The organism is Paenibacillus sp. SEL3, assembly GCF_054602585.1.
Genome location: NZ_CM137725.1, coordinates 2,425,001 through 2,441,915 on the forward strand (window position 1 = coordinate 2,425,001; position 16,915 = coordinate 2,441,915).

Below are 16,915 nucleotides of genomic sequence, written 5' to 3' on the forward strand. Positions count from 1 at the left end.
GTGCAGAGATTAAAATTAACCGTCTTGTCGTGTGTAAATCGTGAAGAAATGCTTTTAGTCCCATTTGATAATTCCTCCTATTAGTCTAATGGAATAATTGACAACCCCTGGCATAGCTTTAAGTAAACAAGCACTTCTAGGATGAAAGGAGCGTTATTAACCATGAATTCTTTTTTCTATGTATTAAACGGTAAAAAAATCAAACGATTCTTAATCGTAATGGCTGCAGCCGTCTTTACCGTTGGAGTCATTTATGTAGAAACCGATAATGTTACGGTTTTTTCCGAGGAAGCACCAACCGCTATTTATAGTGTACCCACGGACAAAAAGTTGATCGCTCTCACCTTTGATATTAGTTGGGGAGATAAGCGTACTGCCCCCATCTTAAAAGTCCTTGAGGATAAAAAAGTGACCAAGTCCACCTTTTTCCTTTCTGCCCCTTGGAGTAAAACACATCCAGAGCTTGTGAATCAGATTAAAGAAAGTGGTTTTGAAATCGGCAGTCATGGCCATAAACATGAAAATTACAGTAGCTTAAGCGATGAAGATATTCGTAAGCAGATTTCAATTGCTCATACCACATTAACCGAACTGACGGGACATTCCCCGAAGTTGATCCGTATGCCTAATGGCGACTTTGATAAACGAGTCCTTCAGGTTGCCGGCACTTTAGGCTACAAAACCATTCAGTGGGATACAGATTCCCTGGATTGGAAAAACCCTGGTACTCAGGTCATAATCGACCGTGTTGTAAATAAAGCGCATCCTGGCGATATCGTCCTTCTGCATGCCAGTGATTCCTGTAAACAAACGCATGAAGCCTTGCCCGTCATTATCGACAAGTTGCGTGCACAGGGCTATGAATTCGTGACTGTATCTGAACTGCTTCAACAGGGTACAGTAAAAGGCAAAGAAGTACGCGATCAGGCACTGGGTCTTTAAGGAGTTATTTTACATCGTTCTCAGCTAAAAACCAAAAGCAAATCGACATATTTCTCCCCATTCATCCGCATACTATCCACATTCATGATGAAGGAGGAATACGGCCATGAATTGGACTCGTTTGCGATTTGTTAGCACGGTATGCGTACTGGGCGTTGCACTGAGTGGATGCGGCTCGGATCAGGGTTCTGCGCCCCCCCAGAACAGTTATAAAGAGATGAAAACGATGGTTGTCGATATCCTGAAAAGTGATGACGGAAAAAAAGCGGTAGAGGAAGCTTTAACTGGGGAAAACAGTTCATCCAAAGAAGGACAATCCGGTCAAAGCAGTGAAGAGGGTGGATCTGGTGGTGGGGCTGGTGGCAACATGGGAATGAAAATGCTTATGCCCATGCAATCGGCTGAGCAGATGAAGATCGCAGTCAAAGATACTTTGATATCACCTGAATATAAAAAAGAAATCGAAAAGATTATGACTGATCCGCGTTTTGCCGGAGAATTTGCCAAAGCCATCAACAGCCAAAGCAAACAGCTTCATATGCAACTTATAAAAGACCCTTCTTATCAAAAATCAATTGAAGCAATGCTCAAGTCGCCAGAATTAACCAAAATGTATATGGACTTAACTAAAACCCCTGAATATCGCAAACAATCTATGACAGTCATGCATGATGCCATGCAAAATCCGATTTTCCGACTTGAGGTTATGAATTTACTCAAAACCGTCGTACAAGAGGAGCTTCAACCCAAGGTTGAGAAAAAAAGTGGTGAGCAAGGCGGTGCAGGCGGCGATAAGCAAGGTGGGGGGGGCGGCGAAGGTGGGGGCGAAGGAGAACAAGGAGGAAGCCAATAATAAAAAGGCTGGTTTAAAAACCAGCCTTCAGAGTGTCGAGAAAGTCCAACGGACTTTCCGGCACTTTATTTTTTATTTGGGGAAACTCAACTTTTAAAACAAAAATCGATTTAAAACGATCTGAGGACCCATTTTTATTTGATCAAAGTGGCCATTTTAAACCTGATTAAAAAACAGGGGGTTTCTCGACAGCCTGAAGGCTGGTTTAAAAACCAGCCTTTTTTCTTTATTTAGATTTCGTGTGCAAGATCATAATTTGAGCAGCAATATCATTGTAAATGGCTCCTGTCGCCGACTCGGATTTATATACTGATGGAGAAAAGTCGGCTTCTGACGGATGATTATCTGGAATACCCAGCGGAATTTGAGCAAGAAGTTTTGTATGAAGAGTGTCTGCCAGCATAGCCCCTCCTCCTCGCCCAAAAACATAGTCCTTTTCTCCAGTGGAGGACACATAATAAGACATGTTCTCCACAACACCGATGACCTTATGATCCGTTTGAAGCGCCATTGCGCCTGCACGTGCAGCTACAAAAGCCGCCGTCGCATGTGGAGTAGTAACAATGATTTCTTCACTCTGCGGAATCATTTGATGTACGTCAAGCGCTACATCGCCAGTGCCTGGTGGTAAATCGAGAATCATATAGTCCAGCTTTCCCCATTCGACATCACTAAAAAACTGTCTGAGCATTCTCCCTAGCATGGGACCTCTCCAGATCACCGGGTTATTCTCTCTGACAAAGAAGCCCATAGACATGATTTTGATACCAAATCGCTCCACTGGCTGAATGATACCCTCTTCGACAGAAGGTACATCCTCTACTCCAATCATATCTGGCACACTGAATCCATAGATATCCGCATCAATTAAACCCACACGCTTCCCCTGTCTAGCTAAAGCTGCAGCCAAATTTACAGCTACTGTCGATTTTCCGACACCACCTTTTCCGCTTGCAATAGCAATAAACCGGACGCCGGATGCTGGGTTAAGCAGCTCATGTTCTTCCATACCGACAGCATGTCCTTTGGTCAAAACCGGGTCAGCGGCGTCCTCGGTATTCTCCCCAGCTTGAATTGCGGACTTTTCATGCTCAGATGCCTCACGAATACGAATATGGACGTGGCTTAATCCCGCCTCTTCTAAAGTCTGCCGGATTTCCCGCTCCAGTTCTGCAAGCGTCTCTTCCTGGTTATTCAGACTAATAGCGGTCAAGGATACACGATCCTCTTTAACAACCACATCCCGAATAAAATGGAGATCGACTAGACGGCGTCCTGTATAAGGCTCCCGTACTTGTTGAAGTAACTCTATAACTTGCTCTCTTGATTGCATGATTTATCAGCACCTCTGCTTTGATGAATTTACGGAGTGGTAAACACTTACAGTATACCACTATCTGGCCTCAGGTGCTGGTGAGATCCCCTTTTCCCCGGCACAGTAACGCAAAATCCCCTTATATATGGACGCCGCCACCTGTCTTTGATAGTTCACGTCACTTAGTCGTCTGGCCTCCTCTGGATGGGACAAAAATCCGACTTCAACAAGGGCTGATGGCATTTTGAGAGCTTTCAATAAATAAACTGTGTTCACGGTCTTAGCCACTCTGTCCGTATTTTCCAAGTTGCGTTTGATCTCTTCCTGAATTAAAGACGCCAAATTCTCGTTATCTGCATGGTTAGGTACGTAAAAGGTCTGGGCTCCACTCCAACGGCTCGACGGGATACTGTTCATATGAATACTTAGAAAGAGGTCTGCTTTCTGCTCCTCAATTATACGCACACGCTGCTTCAAATCCTCCGTTTTTCTTCTGGAATAACCTTTCGTTTCTTGCTGCGCCAGGTCGCGGTCATCCTCACGTGTCATGACAACAACAGCACCTGCTTGCTGTAAATAATCCCGCAAATAAAAAGCGATTGCCAGATTAATATCCTTTTCAATAATCCCTTCTTTGCTAACCGCCCCTCCATCAGGCCCTCCGTGTCCAGCATCTATGGCAATTACTTTACCTGTAAGGGGTAAACTCCAATGGGTCCAAGCTCTCGAAGCAGGTATCTCATACAATGCCAGTGTAATAAATAGAACGGCGAGACAACAGCCCAACAGCATTTTTTGCAACGTCCGATAGCGAATCCACAGTGTAACCTCGTTTTTACGATTATTTTTTTGCATAACAAAACGCCTCCGTCCTATACAGATACTAATAATCTATATGGGACGAGGCGTGTAGATAGTACAACTCAGGCATGAACAAATTCCTTCATACCTTCAATCAGCACTTGAGCGACTTCCGGTCGTGTAAATTCAGGTGGCGGGCAAACCCCAGAGCGCAACAATTCCCGTACCTTGGTGCCCGAGAGCGTTAAATGATGCTCCTTGGGATGTGGGCATGTTTTACTTGAAGCCATGTTTCCACATCGGGTGCAATAAAAGCTGTGTTCAAAGAACAATGGAGTAATCCCCAGCTCTTCAGGTGTAAAGTGGCTGAAAATTTCCTGTGCCTCGTAGGTACCATAATAGTCTCCTACACCAGCATGATCCCTTCCAACAATAAAATGGGTGCAGCCATAGTTCTTTCGCACAATAGCATGAAAAATGGCCTCTCTAGGGCCCGCGTATCGCATGGCAGCAGGAAATACCCCCAGAAAAGTCCGATCAGCCGGATAATAATTGTCCAGCAGCACCAAATAGCTCTTCATACGCACATCTGCCGGAACGTCATCTGACTTGGTTTCACCAACGAGTGGGTTTAGAAACAATGCATCCACAATCTCCATCGCGCTTTTTTGGATGTACTCATGTGCTCGGTGTACCGGATTTCGTGTTTGAAAACCGACCACTGTTTTCCAACCTTTTTCTGCAAAATAGTCGCGTGTCTGTGATGGTGTATAGTAAAACTCACTAAATTGTGTGGGCTCCGGCCGATTCAGCACTTGCACAGATCCACCAACATACGTAGCAGGTCGATCTAACAGTTTGTTTACGCCAGGATGAGCCGGGTCATCCGTCTTGAATACTCTTCTGGCTTCCTCAGCCTGATCTACCTGATAAATACTTTCAATATTAAGTACAGCATAAATGGTACCGTCTGTTTCCCCCACTAAAGCCACCTGCTGACCTAATTTCAATTCACTGGCTATACTTTCTGCAACTGCAAGAGTAATGGGAATACTCCAGACTGTACCATCGGCAAGACGCATATCTGTTACCACTGACCTATAGTCAGATTCATTCATAAACCCCGTCAAAGGAGAGAAAGCCCCCACTCCAATTAAATCCAGATCAGAAATGGTCCATGAGTTTACACGGATAGGAAACAATTCCCTCGCAGTCTGCAAAAGCGCTTTTTGTTCCGGGCCTGTAATGATTTTATCAACAAGTGTTCCGCCATGCGGAAGAATTGCAGTCATAATGCACTTCCCTTCTTCTTCATAAATATGACTCATAGCTACCTGAATATCATTTTATTGATGGAGCCCGCATTCCGTTTTCTCATTGCCAGACCAACGACCTGCACGAGGATCTTCACCTGGTAGGACCTCACGGGTACATTGCTCACAACCGATACTTGGATAATTGCGGTCATGCAATGGATTATACAGCACTTCATGAGTGCGGATATAGTTCCATACATCCTCGGATGTCCAGCTTGCCAAGGGGTTAAATTTAACGAGTCCAAACTTTTCATCATACTCTATCTTTTTTGAATTCGCACGAGTAGGGGCCTGATCGCGGCGAATACCGGTAATCCATGCATCGTATTGCGACAAAATGCGTGTCAGCGGCTCAACTTTGCGTATACCACAACATGTGTTAGGATCTGTTTTCCACAGTTCCTCTCCATGTTTAGCCGCTTGCTCTTCGGGAGTAATTAAGGGAGAGACTCTAACAAAATCCAAGTTGTACCTGGCCTTCATCTGATCTCGCGTATCGTAAGTTTCTTGAAAATGAAAGTCGGTGTCCAAGTAAAAAATGTCGGTGGAAGGGCTAATTTTTTGAAGCATGTCTACTAGTACTACATCTTCTGCTCCGAAGCTACAAGCAAAGGTAAGATTGGGAAATGTAAGAACAGCATACTGGATAATTTCCTCTGGCGTAGCATCTTCCAGTTCAATTGCCTTGACTCTAATCAACGCTTCTTTCTCCAATAAATTCATTATCAATGCGCCTCCATATGAAGATTCATAAATAGTGTCACTCCAATACCGACTAAACTAATAAGATTAAATACAGTATAAAACTTTCTTAATCATTGTCAATCCAAGGCAAAATGTCCTCATGCAAGCATTTATCCACCCAAACTTGTAGGAATGTTGTTCTGTCAGCATTCTTTAATGCTTTCTTGCGTATCCAACCAAGTTCATTGACTTTATATAAAATATTCTTATACCAAACATTTGAGAATGGTACATAAGCTCTTTGGTTACTAAAGGTAACTATTGTAGCTGAAAGTATGCTTGAATTAGGGATTTTTTCCGTCAAGAAAGATGGCTTGTTCTCCACCCTGTCGAAGACAAAGATGTACTAACAGTACGCTTTTAAAAAAAGGCCTTTCTTATACAACAACATATGGAAGTAGTTTGGTCCTTGAAGGAATATTCCCTATGGTGACTTTGGAAGAGCAAACCGAACGTACGGATAAGCATTTTTTTGACAACCTATCATGCTACGTAAAATCACTTGGTTGAATGATTTGATAGCCAAAATGTTTTTTTGTACTTAACGTCTGCTTGCGGATTTTCTGAGTAAAATGCTTTAGAGTCAACTAGGAGCAGCGTATCCTAATCCTGTGCCCAGTGCGAGGCAGCCATCGGTAATACTGAACAACTTTGGGTTACTTGATCATGCAAAACTATCTATAGAAGATAACAAGCATCATTTCTGAATCTAAGATTATCGAAGGACGCCAACTGAGGGATTTGAAAATACCTTTAGCTTCAGAATTCTTATTCTGCATTCAAAAGATGAAGTCCGTATGTGGATAAGTTCAGAAGAGGGTAAAAGCGAAATAGCATTTACCCGAATTTTTAGCCAGATGAAACCACTATACTATTCTGGAGCTCTGGCGTCAGCGATACCTTCATTGTGGAAATTATAAAAGAAATGACTCCGCACTGAATTCTTATTATGCCTCTATCCAATCCTATAGCGCTTGTAGAGGCAATTACCGAACAATTGATCCACTGGACACAAACAAGGCTCTTATCGCTCTGGAAGTCTTTTTAAAGCCTGTCATCAATGAGGAGCGATTTTATGAGAGTAAACAGTCGGACAATACAATAGTGCTCCTGGTTATAGTTTAGGGCGATTGCTGTGTAGACTATTTCCATTACCAGTAACATGTACATCGCCGTTACAATTGTAGCAGCTTAGGCAGCGGACATTGCTAGGCTAAGGATCGTCCTGCTGCCCAGTGCGCACAAATAAAAAGAGGTATTCCTTGCCCTATCCCTAGCTGCGCCCAAAACAGCTCTACAAGAGGCATAGACAACCCCTCCAGAACATATCAAGGAGATCTTTACATAAACAGGTGATACCAAAGTATCCTCACAAAACAGCACTTAGCAAAGAATATTAAGACCAGGCTAAACTAAATAGCCGGACAATATATTTAGTCACATGTTATAAACATTACAGAATAAACTACGTTGAAATAGCAAACTGTATTTGTATATAACAATATCATCTTCAATTCCTTCGTGGATAACTTCTCGTTTTCCGTGCATTTCCATGCGGTTATTTATGTATTCGCTGAAACATGCTGAAACTCATAGCTTTAGACTAGGTCTACTTATCCACATGTGGATAATGATTAGGAAATTAAAAAAGAACCCTTTCCATAAGGAAAAGGTTCTTCTGTATTCGAAATATTAACGTTTCGAGAACTGTGGTGCACGACGAGCGGCTTTGAGTCCGTACTTTTTACGTTCTTTCATACGTGGGTCACGAGTCAAGAATCCTGCTTTTTTCAAAGCTGGACGGAATTCCGGATCTGCTTTCAACAGAGCACGGGAAATACCGTGGCGAATTGCGCCGGCTTGACCAGAGATACCACCACCATGAGCGATAACGAGTACGTCATAGCTACCAACTGTTTCTGTCAGGTTCAGTGGTTGTTTTACGATCAGTTTGAGAGTTTCCAAACCGAAATATTCATTAATATCACGCTTATTGATGACAATGCGTCCTTCACCCGGTACGAGACGAACACGAGCTACCGAATGTTTACGACGACCTGTCCCATAGTATTGTACTTGTGCCATGAAACTGTCCTCCCTTTTAATTATCCGCGAAGTTCGTAAACTTCAGGTTTTTGTGCTGCATGTGGATGCTCAGTGCCTCTGTAAGCTTTAAGTCTCAGCTTCATTTTCTCGCCTTGACGAGTTTTAGGAAGCATACCGTGAACAGCCAATTCCAACATGCGCTCAGGCTTGTTCTTAACCATTTCTTGTGCAACCGTTACTTTCAGACCACCCGGATGCAGGGAGTGACGGTAGTATTTCTTGTTCTCCATTTTTTTACCGGTCAATACGATTTTTTCCGCATTGATTACAACAACAAAATCACCTGTGTCCACATGTGGTGTAAATTGTGGCTTGTGTTTGCCGCGAATCAACGCAGCCGCTTCGCTTGCCAGACGACCGAGCGTTTTGCCTTCGGCATCAATGATGTGCCAGTTGCGCTCAACTTCATTTGGCTTCGCCATATACGTAGTACGCATGAAAAGTATCCTCCTTAAGTTCGTTAACAGAAATCATCATTTATCTTCGTTCGTTAAGTTGCTGCATTATTGATGGATTAGATGTTACTTTAAAGTGATTATCTTAATTGGGGCTGTGGGAAAGCCATTAAGAAAACACAACTTTTATATTACAGGATAACCATCAATTCCGCAAGGGTAAAATCAATGTTTTTTGATGTTTTCGTCGTACTCTACATTCCAGAGCGTTAAAGCGTGTCCAACAGCCGTAGGTCCAGCCTTTGAACGACTTTTCGCCTCCAAAATGGAAGGAATATCATCCGACGATTTTTTGCCTTCTCCCACTTCCAGCAAAGTCCCCATAATAATCCGAACCATGTGCTGCAAAAATCCGCTACCTGTAATATAAGTATGGATAATTCCCTGATCATCCGAGCCCGGACGTGAAAAGGAATGGTCTACTGTCATATAGGCTTCGTAAATAGTGCGAACATGATTCGTCTTTTGGGAACGTCGAGATGCGAACGAAGTATAGTCAAAGGTGCCAACTAAATGAGCCAACCCTTCCTCCATCGCTCTTACATCCAGACTCGTTGGATGATGGGCCTGTGTACGACGGTGAAAGATGTCCGGAAACCGGTTCGCATTAATACTGTACCGATATGTCTTCCGCTTCGCCATGCGGCGTGCATGAAAGGACATTGGCACCTCTCTCGCATCCGTAACGATGATATCACGAGGCAACCAGGCATTAAGTGCCAGACACCAGCGCTGTATTGGAATCGGCGATTCAGTGTGAAAATTGAATACCTGCCCGTATGCATGTACACCTGCATCTGTACGGCCTGAGCCTGTAATTTTAAGACGCTCGCCCGTCAATGAGTAGATAGCATGTTCAAGGCAGTCCTGAATGGTGTTACCGTTAGGCTGCGTCTGAAAGCCATCATAGTGGGTTCCGTCATAGTTCACCTTCATGCACAAGTTCCGCATGCTTCTCACACCTTTATAGGGGTAGTCTCTGGCCTTACAAGGAATAACCGAACATAACAAAGGAGAAGCCCCTCAAGGACTCCTCCAAGAGAAAAAAAGGGTTGTTCAGAATCAAGCCGATTCTGTCCACCCTTCCCTCATCTTCGCCTGTTTACGCGCGGTCAACCAATTCCAGATATACCATTGGAGCGGCGTCGCCACGACGAGGTCCCAATTTCAAGATACGAGTGTATCCACCTGGACGCTCAGTGTAACGTGTAGCCAATTCGCTAAACAGCTTTTGGATTGCATCCTGCTCACCATCCAAAGTTTCACGGCGAACGAACGCAGCCACTTGGCGACGTGCGTGCAGATCTCCTTTTTTCGCTTTGGTGATCAGTTTTTCAGCAATAGAACGAACTTCTTTTGCTTTAGCCTCAGTAGTTTGGATACGCTCATACAAGAACAGATCGGTTACCAAATCACGAAACAAAGCTTTACGGGCACTGGAGTTACGGCCCAATTTTTGGTATGCCATGTAATTTCCCCTCCTTCACAAAAACGTTGCTGTACTATTCTTCCGTACGAAGTCCTAAACCAAGTTCCTCGAGCTTCTCTTGTACTTCTTCCAAAGATTTGCGACCCAAGTTACGGACCTTCATCATATCTTCTTCAGATTTAGTCGTGAGTTCTTGTACCGTATTGATACCAGCGCGCTTAAGGCAGTTATAGGAACGGACGGAGAGATCCAGCTCTTCGATCGTCATTTCAAGAACTTTTTCTTTCTTGTCTTCTTCTTTTTCAACCATAATTTCAGCATCTTTAGCCTCGTCCGTGAGACCCACGAACAACATCACATGCTCGGTCAAAATTTTGGCTCCAAGGCTCACTGCTTCCTCGGGACGAATACTTCCGTCAGTCCAAACCTCAAGTGTCAGCTTGTCATAATTCGTAACCTGGCCGACACGCGTATTTTCTACGCCGTAGTTCACGCGTGCAATCGGAGTGTAGATGGAGTCGACGGGAATGACGCCGATCGGCTGGTCATCACGTTTGTTCCGATCCTGCTTAACGTAACCGCGACCGCGATTGGCAAAAATACGCATGTGAAGTCTCGAACCCGGTCCGAGCGTAGCAATGTGAAGATCCGGATTAAGAATTTCCACATCACTATCCGCACGGATATCTCCTGCCGTTACAACTCCTTCGCCTTCCGCATCGATTTCGAGTACTTTCTCTTCATCCGAGTGGATTTTAAGCGATAAAGCTTTCAAGTTCAGAATGATCTCCGTTACGTCTTCCTTCACACCGGGAACCGTTGCAAACTCGTGCAGAACCCCATCGATTTGAACCGATGTGACTGCTGCCCCCGGTAACGAGGATAACAGAATACGGCGAAGCGAGTTTCCAAGCGTCGTACCGTATCCGCGTTCCAGCGGTTCTACTACGAATTTTCCATAGGTGCCATCATCATTGACGTCAACCGTCTCAATTTTCGGCTTTTCGATTTCTATCACTGCAATATCCCTCCTTCAAAACGTCGCTCCTATATGAAACATTCACCTTATCCATAGTCTATCATGCAGTATACCTAAACATCCATTCTTGGCAGTTTGTGCCGGATCTATACTACACGCAGAGGAGAAATCTCATTAGACGCGACGACGTTTTGGAGGACGGCATCCGTTATGAGGTACCGGAGTTACGTCTTTGATCAGGTTAACTTCCAAACCAGCAGCTTGCAAAGAGCGGATTGCTGCTTCGCGACCTGCACCAGGTCCTTTAACCATGACTTCGACAGTTTTCATGCCGTGTTCCATAGCAGCTTTAGCAGCAGTTTCTGCGGCCATTTGCGCTGCGAATGGAGTAGATTTACGGGAACCACGGAATCCCATGCCGCCTGAGCTGGCCCAAGAGATTGCGTTACCGTGTGGATCTGTGATCGTAACGATCGTGTTGTTGAACGTGGAACGGATGTGTGCCACGCCAGTCTCGATATTTTTACGGTCACGGCGTTTTGTACGTACAACTTTTTTCGGTTTAGCCATTGAATGTTATCCTCCCTTCTTATTTCTTTTTGTTCGCTACAGTCCGACGAGGACCTTTACGCGTACGAGCATTAGTTTTAGTACGTTGTCCGCGAACAGGCAACCCACGACGGTGACGAACACCACGGTAGCAGCCAATCTCAGTCAGACGTTTAATATTCAAGGAAATTTCACGACGCAGATCGCCTTCTACTTTAACTTCTTTGTCGATCGTTTCACGTAATTTGCTCACTTCATCTTCAGTCAAATCACGAACACGCGTGTTTGCACTGATGCCTGTTTCCTTCAAGATTTTCTGAGAAGTCGTTTTACCGATTCCGAAAATGTAAGTCAAGGCGATCTCAACGCGTTTGTCACGTGGCAAATCCACACCAGCTATACGAGCCATTTTACGCTACACCCCCTTCTATTAACCTTGTTTTTGTTTGTGTTTCGGATTTTCGCAAATAACCATTACATTCCCTTTGCGGCGAATGACTTTGCATTTTTCGCAAATAGGTTTTACAGAAGGTCTTACCTTCATGTTGATTACCTCCTCCAAGCTTTACCCTGGTAAAACTCGCTTCGTGAACATTCACATCGTTTTGCCGAGCAAAACAAGTTTTTTTAAATGATATACGTTTAATAAAAACCTGCATGAATTACTTGCGGTACGTTATACGGCCTTTGGTTAAATCGTAAGGCGATAACTGTACAACCACCTTGTCGCCTGTCAAAATACGGATAAAGTGCATCCGCAGCTTTCCGGAAACATGAGCAAGAATTTGATGACCGTTCTCCAGCTCTACCTTGAACGTAGCGTTCGGCAGTGGCTCGATTACCGTACCTTCAACCTCAATGACATCTTCTTTGGCCAAAGTCAGTCTCCTTTCTCTTCAGCTTGGTATTCGGACGAATCCAGGAAAGTTTTCACTGCATGGCGCAGCTTTCCATTCGTCACCCGACCGCTTTCGTTTAAACTGTTTACAATCTCGCTACTAATCTTTGGCTGAGGCACCAAATGAAGAACATTTTTCTTCTTCGCTTGATCAAACTTTCGTTTATCCCCATCCGCAATATATACAAACCTGCTATCTGCTACTAAAACGACAACCGCAATCTGTCCGGCACCTCTGCCTTTCAGAATCTTCACCAGCTGACCGATTTGCAGGTTTCCTTGCTGAATCATTCCAATCACCTACGCACTCAGTTTCGTGAAAATGTCCATGCCGCCCGTTTCGCACGTCACCGCTTGCTCGTTATGAGCACATGAGGTTACGTTGATCGTAACGACCGTCCAGTTGTCTTCCAGCGTCCCTACATGGTGAGAACCTATTTGAATCATAGATTCAATAGCCAGCACAATGCCGGTTTTCAGCCTCGGCCCCTGCTCAGGAATACCACGGTTTGGATTCTCAATATATTGCCGAATGGCATGCGACATTGTAAACTGGCGAGTTTTCGCGATGATATCGCCTTTGTTTAACTTGCTTTTGCCGGGAAATCCGTGCACCAGTTGTTCGTTGACTGAAGCGCAAATGCTAGCAGGAAAACCGTTATAACCTTTAAAAGACGGCACAGCTCCCTGACTGCGAATATACCGATCAGCTAAATGATCAAGTTCACCGGTCGTAATACCGGGCTCGATGTGTCCTGCCAAGAAATGATCCGTTTCCGTAACTATTCTCTCAGCTTTCCTCATAAAGCTTGATTCCGCCCCCGACTTGCAAATGATCATTACAGCTAACCCCGCAACAAGGACACGATATTTTGGGAAACCACATCAATATCCTGTTCTCCGTCGATATGACGCAGAAGATTCTGGTTCTCATAAAACGTGAGGAGTGGTGCTGTTTTATTACTATATTCGTCAAGTCGTGTTCTTACGCTATCTTCATTATCGTCAGGACGCTGATAGAGTTCCCCACCGTCTTTGTCGCAAATGCCTTCAACCTTAGGAGGATTAAAGACAATATGATAGCTAGTTCCGCAGGTTTTACAAACCCGCCGTCCTGTGATTCGTGCCAACAAGTTGTCACTATCCACTTTCAAGTTAATAACGTCATCTAGCTTCGTATTCAAACGACCCAAAATTTGATCCAAGGCTTCAGCCTGAGCCAAAGTTCTTGGAAAACCGTCCAGCAAGAACCCTTTCTTGCAATCTGGCTGTTGCAGCCGTTCTTCAACGATGCCGATTGTTACGTCATCCGGAACAAGTTCACCCTTGTCGATATATTCTTTAGCTTTAATGCCAATAGGTGTTCCCTGTTTCATCGCTAGGCGAAAAGCATCACCTGTCGAGATATGAGGAATGCCGAATTCCTTCACAATGACATCTGCTTGTGTACCTTTACCAGCCCCCGGAGGGCCCATGATCAAAATATTCACAATCTGTCACTCCTCAAGACGACCCCTACACAAGAAACAGCACAAAAGGTGCCGGTAAGCATGCGAACATCCTAAGCCGGTACCTATTGCCTATTTGTTGATGAAGCCTTTGTAATGGCGTTTGATCAGTTGGCTTTCGATTTGCTTCATTGTATCCAATGCTACACCAATGATGATGAGCAATGAAGTACCGCCAATTTGCACGGAACGAGGCAAGCCCGAAAGCGAACCGAAGAATACCGGCAAAACGGATATGACTGCCAGAAACAAAGCTCCTGTCATTGTCAAACGTGACATTACTCGTGTCAAGTATTTCTCCGTGGCTTTACCCGGACGAATTCCCGGAATATAACCGCCGTTTTTCTTCATATTGTCGGCCATTTGCTGCGGATTCATCTGTACAAAGGTATAGAAGAATGTGAAACCGATAATCATTACGACATACAAAACCATGCCCAGCGGCTTGTCATAATACAAGTAAGTGGTAACCCACTTAGCCCAAACATGATCTGCCCAGAAACTCGCAATAATTGTCGGGAATTGCAGCAATGATACCGCAAAGATTACCGGAATAACGCCTGCCGCATTAATTTTCAACGGAATATGCGTATTCTGGCCACCGTACATTTTGTTGCCAACTACACGTTTCGCGTATTGTACCGGGATTTTCCGAATACCTTGCTGGATGTAGATAACACCAACAATAATCAGAACAATCACCAGAGCAATTATAATTGCCTTCAGAATATTCATAAACAGCTGATCCGCCTGAATAAACTGAGATTCTACAACCGTCCGAATATGTCTTGGAATACCCGCCGCAATCCCTGCGAAGATAACAATAGAGATACCATTGCCGATTCCCTTTTCGGTAATTTGCTCACCGAGCCACATAAGGAACGTAGTTCCTGCTGTAAGCACAATGGCAATGACCAGATAATCTGCAAAAGTGGCTCCTGGAATCATCGCTGCACCGTACAGTCGATTAAAGCCAATCGACGTTCCGAATGCTTGAATCAGGCCAAGTATCACCGTACCATAACGCGTAATTTGAGCCAACTTCTTTTTACCATGCTCTCCTTGTTTAGCCCATTCCGCAAGTTTCGGAATCACGTCCATTGACAGCAACTGTACAATGATGGACGCTGTAATATATGGCATAATCCCGAGGGCAAAGATCGAAAACTGATACAATGCGCCCCCTGAGAAGGTGTTAAGGAGTCCAAACAACTCGCTTCCTGCTTGATCCTGAGAAGTAAAGACTTGCTTGTTCACGCCGGGAACCGGCACGAAGGAGCCAATACGATATACAAAGAGTATAAACAGGGTGAACAGGATTCGGGTTCTAAGATCCTCAACCCGCCATATATTTTTCAGGGTCTTGAACATTAGATCACCTCGGTTTTACCGCCGGCAGCTTCAATTTTCTCTACCGCAGATTGAGAGAACTTGTTCGCTTTAACTGTCAATTTCACAGTGATTTCACCGTTACCCAGAATTTTAATTCCGGATTTGGCGTTTTTCACAATGCCATTGTTCAGCAAAAACTCAGGGCTTACTTCTGTACCCGCTGCAAAACTGTTCAAATCTTCGATATTCAAAACCGCATACTCTTTACGAGTAGGATTTACGAAACCGCGTTTAGGCAAGCGACGATACAGTGGGTTTTGACCACCCTCGAAGCCCGGACGTACACCACCGCCGGAACGAGCGTTTTGACCTTTATGACCACGACCAGAAGTTTTACCCGTACCACTACTAGGACCACGACCCAAACGTTTACGTTCTTTGCGGGAGCCTGGAGCTGGGGAAAGCTCATGTAACTTCATCGTTCGTTGCACCTCCTTGATTATTGTTAAAATACTTTATTTCTTAAGCCTCAATTTCTTTAACAGAAACCAAATGGCTAACTTGATTAATCATCCCGCGAATAGCTGCATTGTCGGGTTGAACTACTTTATGGTTGATTTTACGCAAGCCGAGCGTTTTAACAGTCGTTCTCTGATTACCAGGACGGCCGATCAACGAACGAACGAGGGTAATTTCTAATTTCGCCATGATATTCCCTCCTTAGCCCAGCAGCTCTTCGATGGATTTGCCGCGCAATTTTGCAACTTCTTCAGCGCGTTTCAAACGGGACAAACCTTCCAAAGTCGCATTGACCATATTCATGGAATTCGAAGAACCCAAAGATTTTGTCAAGATATCACCTACACCAGCAAGTTCCAGTACAGCACGAACCGGACCGCCAGCGATAACTCCAGTACCTTCCGATGCCGGTTTCAACAGAACCCGGCCAGCACCGAACTTACCTGTAACAAGGTGAGGAATTGTTGTTCCTACGAGTGGAACGTGAACCAGGTTTTTCTTAGCATCTTCAATACCTTTGCGAATTGCATCAGGTACTTCGCCAGCTTTACCGATTCCAGCGCCTACCCAGCCGTTGCCGTCGCCCACTACTACCAGAGCACTGAAGCTGAAACGGCGTCCGCCTTTGACAACTTTAGCTACACGATTAATATTTACTACTCTTTCAGTCAGTTCCAAAGTATTCGGATCTACACGCAAGTCGTTAACCTCCTTTTGAGAAATGTCTTAGAATTCAAGGCCTGCTTCGCGAGCTGCATCAGCCAAAGCTTGAATCCGTCCATGATACAAGTATCCACCACGGTCAAATACGATGTTAGCATGACCTTTTTCTTTCGCACGTTTAGCAACGAGTTCGCCAACCTTACGAGCTGCTTCTACACTACCGCCGTTTTTGATTTCGCTGCTCAGTTCTTTATCCATAGTGGATGCAGATACCAATGTTACACCAGCTACATCATCAATCAGTTGTGCGTAGATATGCTTGGAAGAGCGGAATACGTTCAAACGAGGACGTACAGCCGTACCTTCGATTTTCTTACGTACACGCAGATGTCTTCTGACACGTGCTTTATTTTTATCTTGTTTTGTAATCATCTCAAGTTTTCACTCCCTTCAGTTTGCCTTTTAAATCTTTATACTAAGACGCACTGGGTAAAAAAGAAGTACGA

The 16,915-nt window shown here is 44.5% G+C and carries 24 protein-coding genes (1 of these 24 only partly in view); 2 read left to right on the forward strand and 22 right to left on the reverse strand.

Annotation, left to right across the window (positions count from 1 at the left end):
• Positions 1 to 64 carry the beginning of a stage II sporulation protein M gene (locus ACYCS5_RS11305; protein WP_039274920.1) on the reverse strand. It extends 551 nt beyond the left edge of the window, so the window shows 64 of its 615 coding nt (coding positions 1–64); it begins with the start codon at positions 62 to 64; its stop codon lies off the left edge, out of view.
• A gap of 98 nt (positions 65 to 162) precedes the next feature.
• Between ACYCS5_RS11305 and pdaB the strand changes: the two genes are divergently transcribed.
• Together pdaB and gerD are read left to right on the forward strand one after the other, a co-directional pair.
• Positions 163 to 942 carry a polysaccharide deacetylase family sporulation protein PdaB gene (pdaB, locus tag ACYCS5_RS11310; protein ID WP_459761071.1) on the forward strand — a complete coding sequence of 260 codons (780 nt, stop codon included), beginning with the start codon at positions 163 to 165 and terminating at the stop codon, positions 940 to 942.
• A gap of 106 nt (positions 943 to 1,048) precedes the next feature.
• Positions 1,049 to 1,795: a spore germination lipoprotein GerD gene (gene gerD, locus ACYCS5_RS11315; RefSeq protein WP_459761072.1), complete on the forward strand. Its 747-nt coding sequence runs from the start codon at positions 1,049 to 1,051 to the stop codon at positions 1,793 to 1,795.
• Between the two features lie 226 nt (positions 1,796 to 2,021).
• On the opposite strand, the gene ACYCS5_RS11320 is transcribed toward gerD, so the two are convergent.
• The 21 genes from ACYCS5_RS11320 to rplR form a co-directional block, all read right to left on the reverse strand.
• The gene (locus ACYCS5_RS11320) at positions 2,022 to 3,128 is read right to left on the reverse strand and encodes an Mrp/NBP35 family ATP-binding protein (protein WP_318628397.1); all 1,107 of its coding nucleotides are present in this window, start codon (positions 3,126 to 3,128) and stop codon (positions 2,022 to 2,024) included.
• A 60-nt stretch (positions 3,129 to 3,188) separates the two neighbouring features.
• Positions 3,189 to 3,965 (reverse strand): N-acetylmuramoyl-L-alanine amidase CwlD, encoded by a 777-nt coding sequence (gene cwlD / locus ACYCS5_RS11325; RefSeq protein WP_039274926.1) that lies wholly within the window; start codon positions 3,963 to 3,965, stop codon positions 3,189 to 3,191.
• A gap of 68 nt (positions 3,966 to 4,033) precedes the next feature.
• Complete coding sequence (gene sat, locus ACYCS5_RS11330; RefSeq protein ID WP_340887114.1) at positions 4,034 to 5,203, reverse strand: sulfate adenylyltransferase; 1,170 nt, start codon at positions 5,201 to 5,203, stop codon at positions 4,034 to 4,036.
• A gap of 54 nt (positions 5,204 to 5,257) precedes the next feature.
• Positions 5,258 to 5,950 carry a phosphoadenylyl-sulfate reductase gene (locus ACYCS5_RS11335; RefSeq protein WP_029514483.1) on the reverse strand — a complete coding sequence of 231 codons (693 nt, stop codon included), beginning with the start codon at positions 5,948 to 5,950 and terminating at the stop codon, positions 5,258 to 5,260.
• A gap of 1,713 nt (positions 5,951 to 7,663) precedes the next feature.
• Positions 7,664 to 8,056: a 30S ribosomal protein S9 gene (gene rpsI, locus ACYCS5_RS11340; RefSeq protein ID WP_013312140.1), complete on the reverse strand. Its 393-nt coding sequence runs from the start codon at positions 8,054 to 8,056 to the stop codon at positions 7,664 to 7,666.
• A gap of 20 nt (positions 8,057 to 8,076) precedes the next feature.
• On the reverse strand, positions 8,077 to 8,514 hold the full coding sequence (rplM, locus tag ACYCS5_RS11345; RefSeq protein ID WP_013312141.1) for a 50S ribosomal protein L13: 438 nt from the start codon (positions 8,512 to 8,514) through the stop codon (positions 8,077 to 8,079).
• 183 nt (positions 8,515 to 8,697) lie between these two features.
• Positions 8,698 to 9,483, reverse strand: coding sequence for a tRNA pseudouridine(38-40) synthase TruA (gene truA / locus ACYCS5_RS11350; RefSeq protein WP_165150811.1), 786 nt, complete (start codon positions 9,481 to 9,483; stop codon positions 8,698 to 8,700).
• A gap of 151 nt (positions 9,484 to 9,634) precedes the next feature.
• Positions 9,635 to 10,000, reverse strand: a complete 366-nt coding sequence (gene rplQ, locus ACYCS5_RS11355) for a 50S ribosomal protein L17 (RefSeq protein ID WP_013312143.1) — start codon at positions 9,998 to 10,000, stop codon at positions 9,635 to 9,637.
• Between the two features lie 34 nt (positions 10,001 to 10,034).
• The gene (locus tag ACYCS5_RS11360; protein WP_007432558.1) at positions 10,035 to 10,979 is read right to left on the reverse strand and encodes a DNA-directed RNA polymerase subunit alpha; all 945 of its coding nucleotides are present in this window, start codon (positions 10,977 to 10,979) and stop codon (positions 10,035 to 10,037) included.
• Positions 10,980 to 11,114: 135 nt separating this feature from the next.
• Positions 11,115 to 11,510: a 30S ribosomal protein S11 gene (gene rpsK, locus ACYCS5_RS11365; RefSeq protein ID WP_013312144.1), complete on the reverse strand. Its 396-nt coding sequence runs from the start codon at positions 11,508 to 11,510 to the stop codon at positions 11,115 to 11,117.
• Between the two features lie 19 nt (positions 11,511 to 11,529).
• Positions 11,530 to 11,898, reverse strand: a complete 369-nt coding sequence (gene rpsM, locus ACYCS5_RS11370; protein ID WP_007432560.1) for a 30S ribosomal protein S13 — start codon at positions 11,896 to 11,898, stop codon at positions 11,530 to 11,532.
• A gap of 21 nt (positions 11,899 to 11,919) precedes the next feature.
• The gene (rpmJ, locus tag ACYCS5_RS11375; protein WP_003333770.1) at positions 11,920 to 12,033 is read right to left on the reverse strand and encodes a 50S ribosomal protein L36; all 114 of its coding nucleotides are present in this window, start codon (positions 12,031 to 12,033) and stop codon (positions 11,920 to 11,922) included.
• Between the two features lie 118 nt (positions 12,034 to 12,151).
• On the reverse strand, positions 12,152 to 12,367 hold the full coding sequence (infA, locus tag ACYCS5_RS11380) for a translation initiation factor IF-1 (RefSeq protein WP_006212898.1): 216 nt from the start codon (positions 12,365 to 12,367) through the stop codon (positions 12,152 to 12,154).
• Positions 12,368 to 12,369: 2 nt separating this feature from the next.
• A complete protein-coding gene (locus ACYCS5_RS11385; RefSeq protein ID WP_459761073.1) occupies positions 12,370 to 12,678 on the reverse strand; it encodes a hypothetical protein in 309 nt (102 codons plus the stop codon).
• A gap of 9 nt (positions 12,679 to 12,687) precedes the next feature.
• Complete coding sequence (locus ACYCS5_RS11390) at positions 12,688 to 13,227, reverse strand: M24 family metallopeptidase (RefSeq protein ID WP_459761074.1); 540 nt, start codon at positions 13,225 to 13,227, stop codon at positions 12,688 to 12,690.
• 5 nt (positions 13,228 to 13,232) lie between these two features.
• Positions 13,233 to 13,877, reverse strand: coding sequence for an adenylate kinase (locus ACYCS5_RS11395; RefSeq protein ID WP_029514486.1), 645 nt, complete (start codon positions 13,875 to 13,877; stop codon positions 13,233 to 13,235).
• A 90-nt stretch (positions 13,878 to 13,967) separates the two neighbouring features.
• The gene (gene secY, locus ACYCS5_RS11400) at positions 13,968 to 15,266 is read right to left on the reverse strand and encodes a preprotein translocase subunit SecY (protein ID WP_459761075.1); all 1,299 of its coding nucleotides are present in this window, start codon (positions 15,264 to 15,266) and stop codon (positions 13,968 to 13,970) included.
• A complete protein-coding gene (rplO, locus tag ACYCS5_RS11405; protein ID WP_013312149.1) occupies positions 15,266 to 15,706 on the reverse strand; it encodes a 50S ribosomal protein L15 in 441 nt (146 codons plus the stop codon). The genes secY and rplO overlap by 1 nt, the downstream gene beginning before the upstream one ends.
• A 43-nt stretch (positions 15,707 to 15,749) precedes the next feature.
• Entirely contained in the window at positions 15,750 to 15,935 is a 186-nt protein-coding gene (gene rpmD / locus ACYCS5_RS11410; RefSeq protein ID WP_013312150.1) for a 50S ribosomal protein L30, read from the reverse strand.
• A 12-nt stretch (positions 15,936 to 15,947) separates the two neighbouring features.
• Positions 15,948 to 16,445: a 30S ribosomal protein S5 gene (gene rpsE / locus ACYCS5_RS11415; RefSeq protein WP_013312151.1), complete on the reverse strand. Its 498-nt coding sequence runs from the start codon at positions 16,443 to 16,445 to the stop codon at positions 15,948 to 15,950.
• Positions 16,446 to 16,472: 27 nt separating this feature from the next.
• Positions 16,473 to 16,841, reverse strand: coding sequence for a 50S ribosomal protein L18 (gene rplR, locus ACYCS5_RS11420; RefSeq protein WP_007432568.1), 369 nt, complete (start codon positions 16,839 to 16,841; stop codon positions 16,473 to 16,475).
• Positions 16,842 to 16,915: the final 74 nt, after the last annotated feature.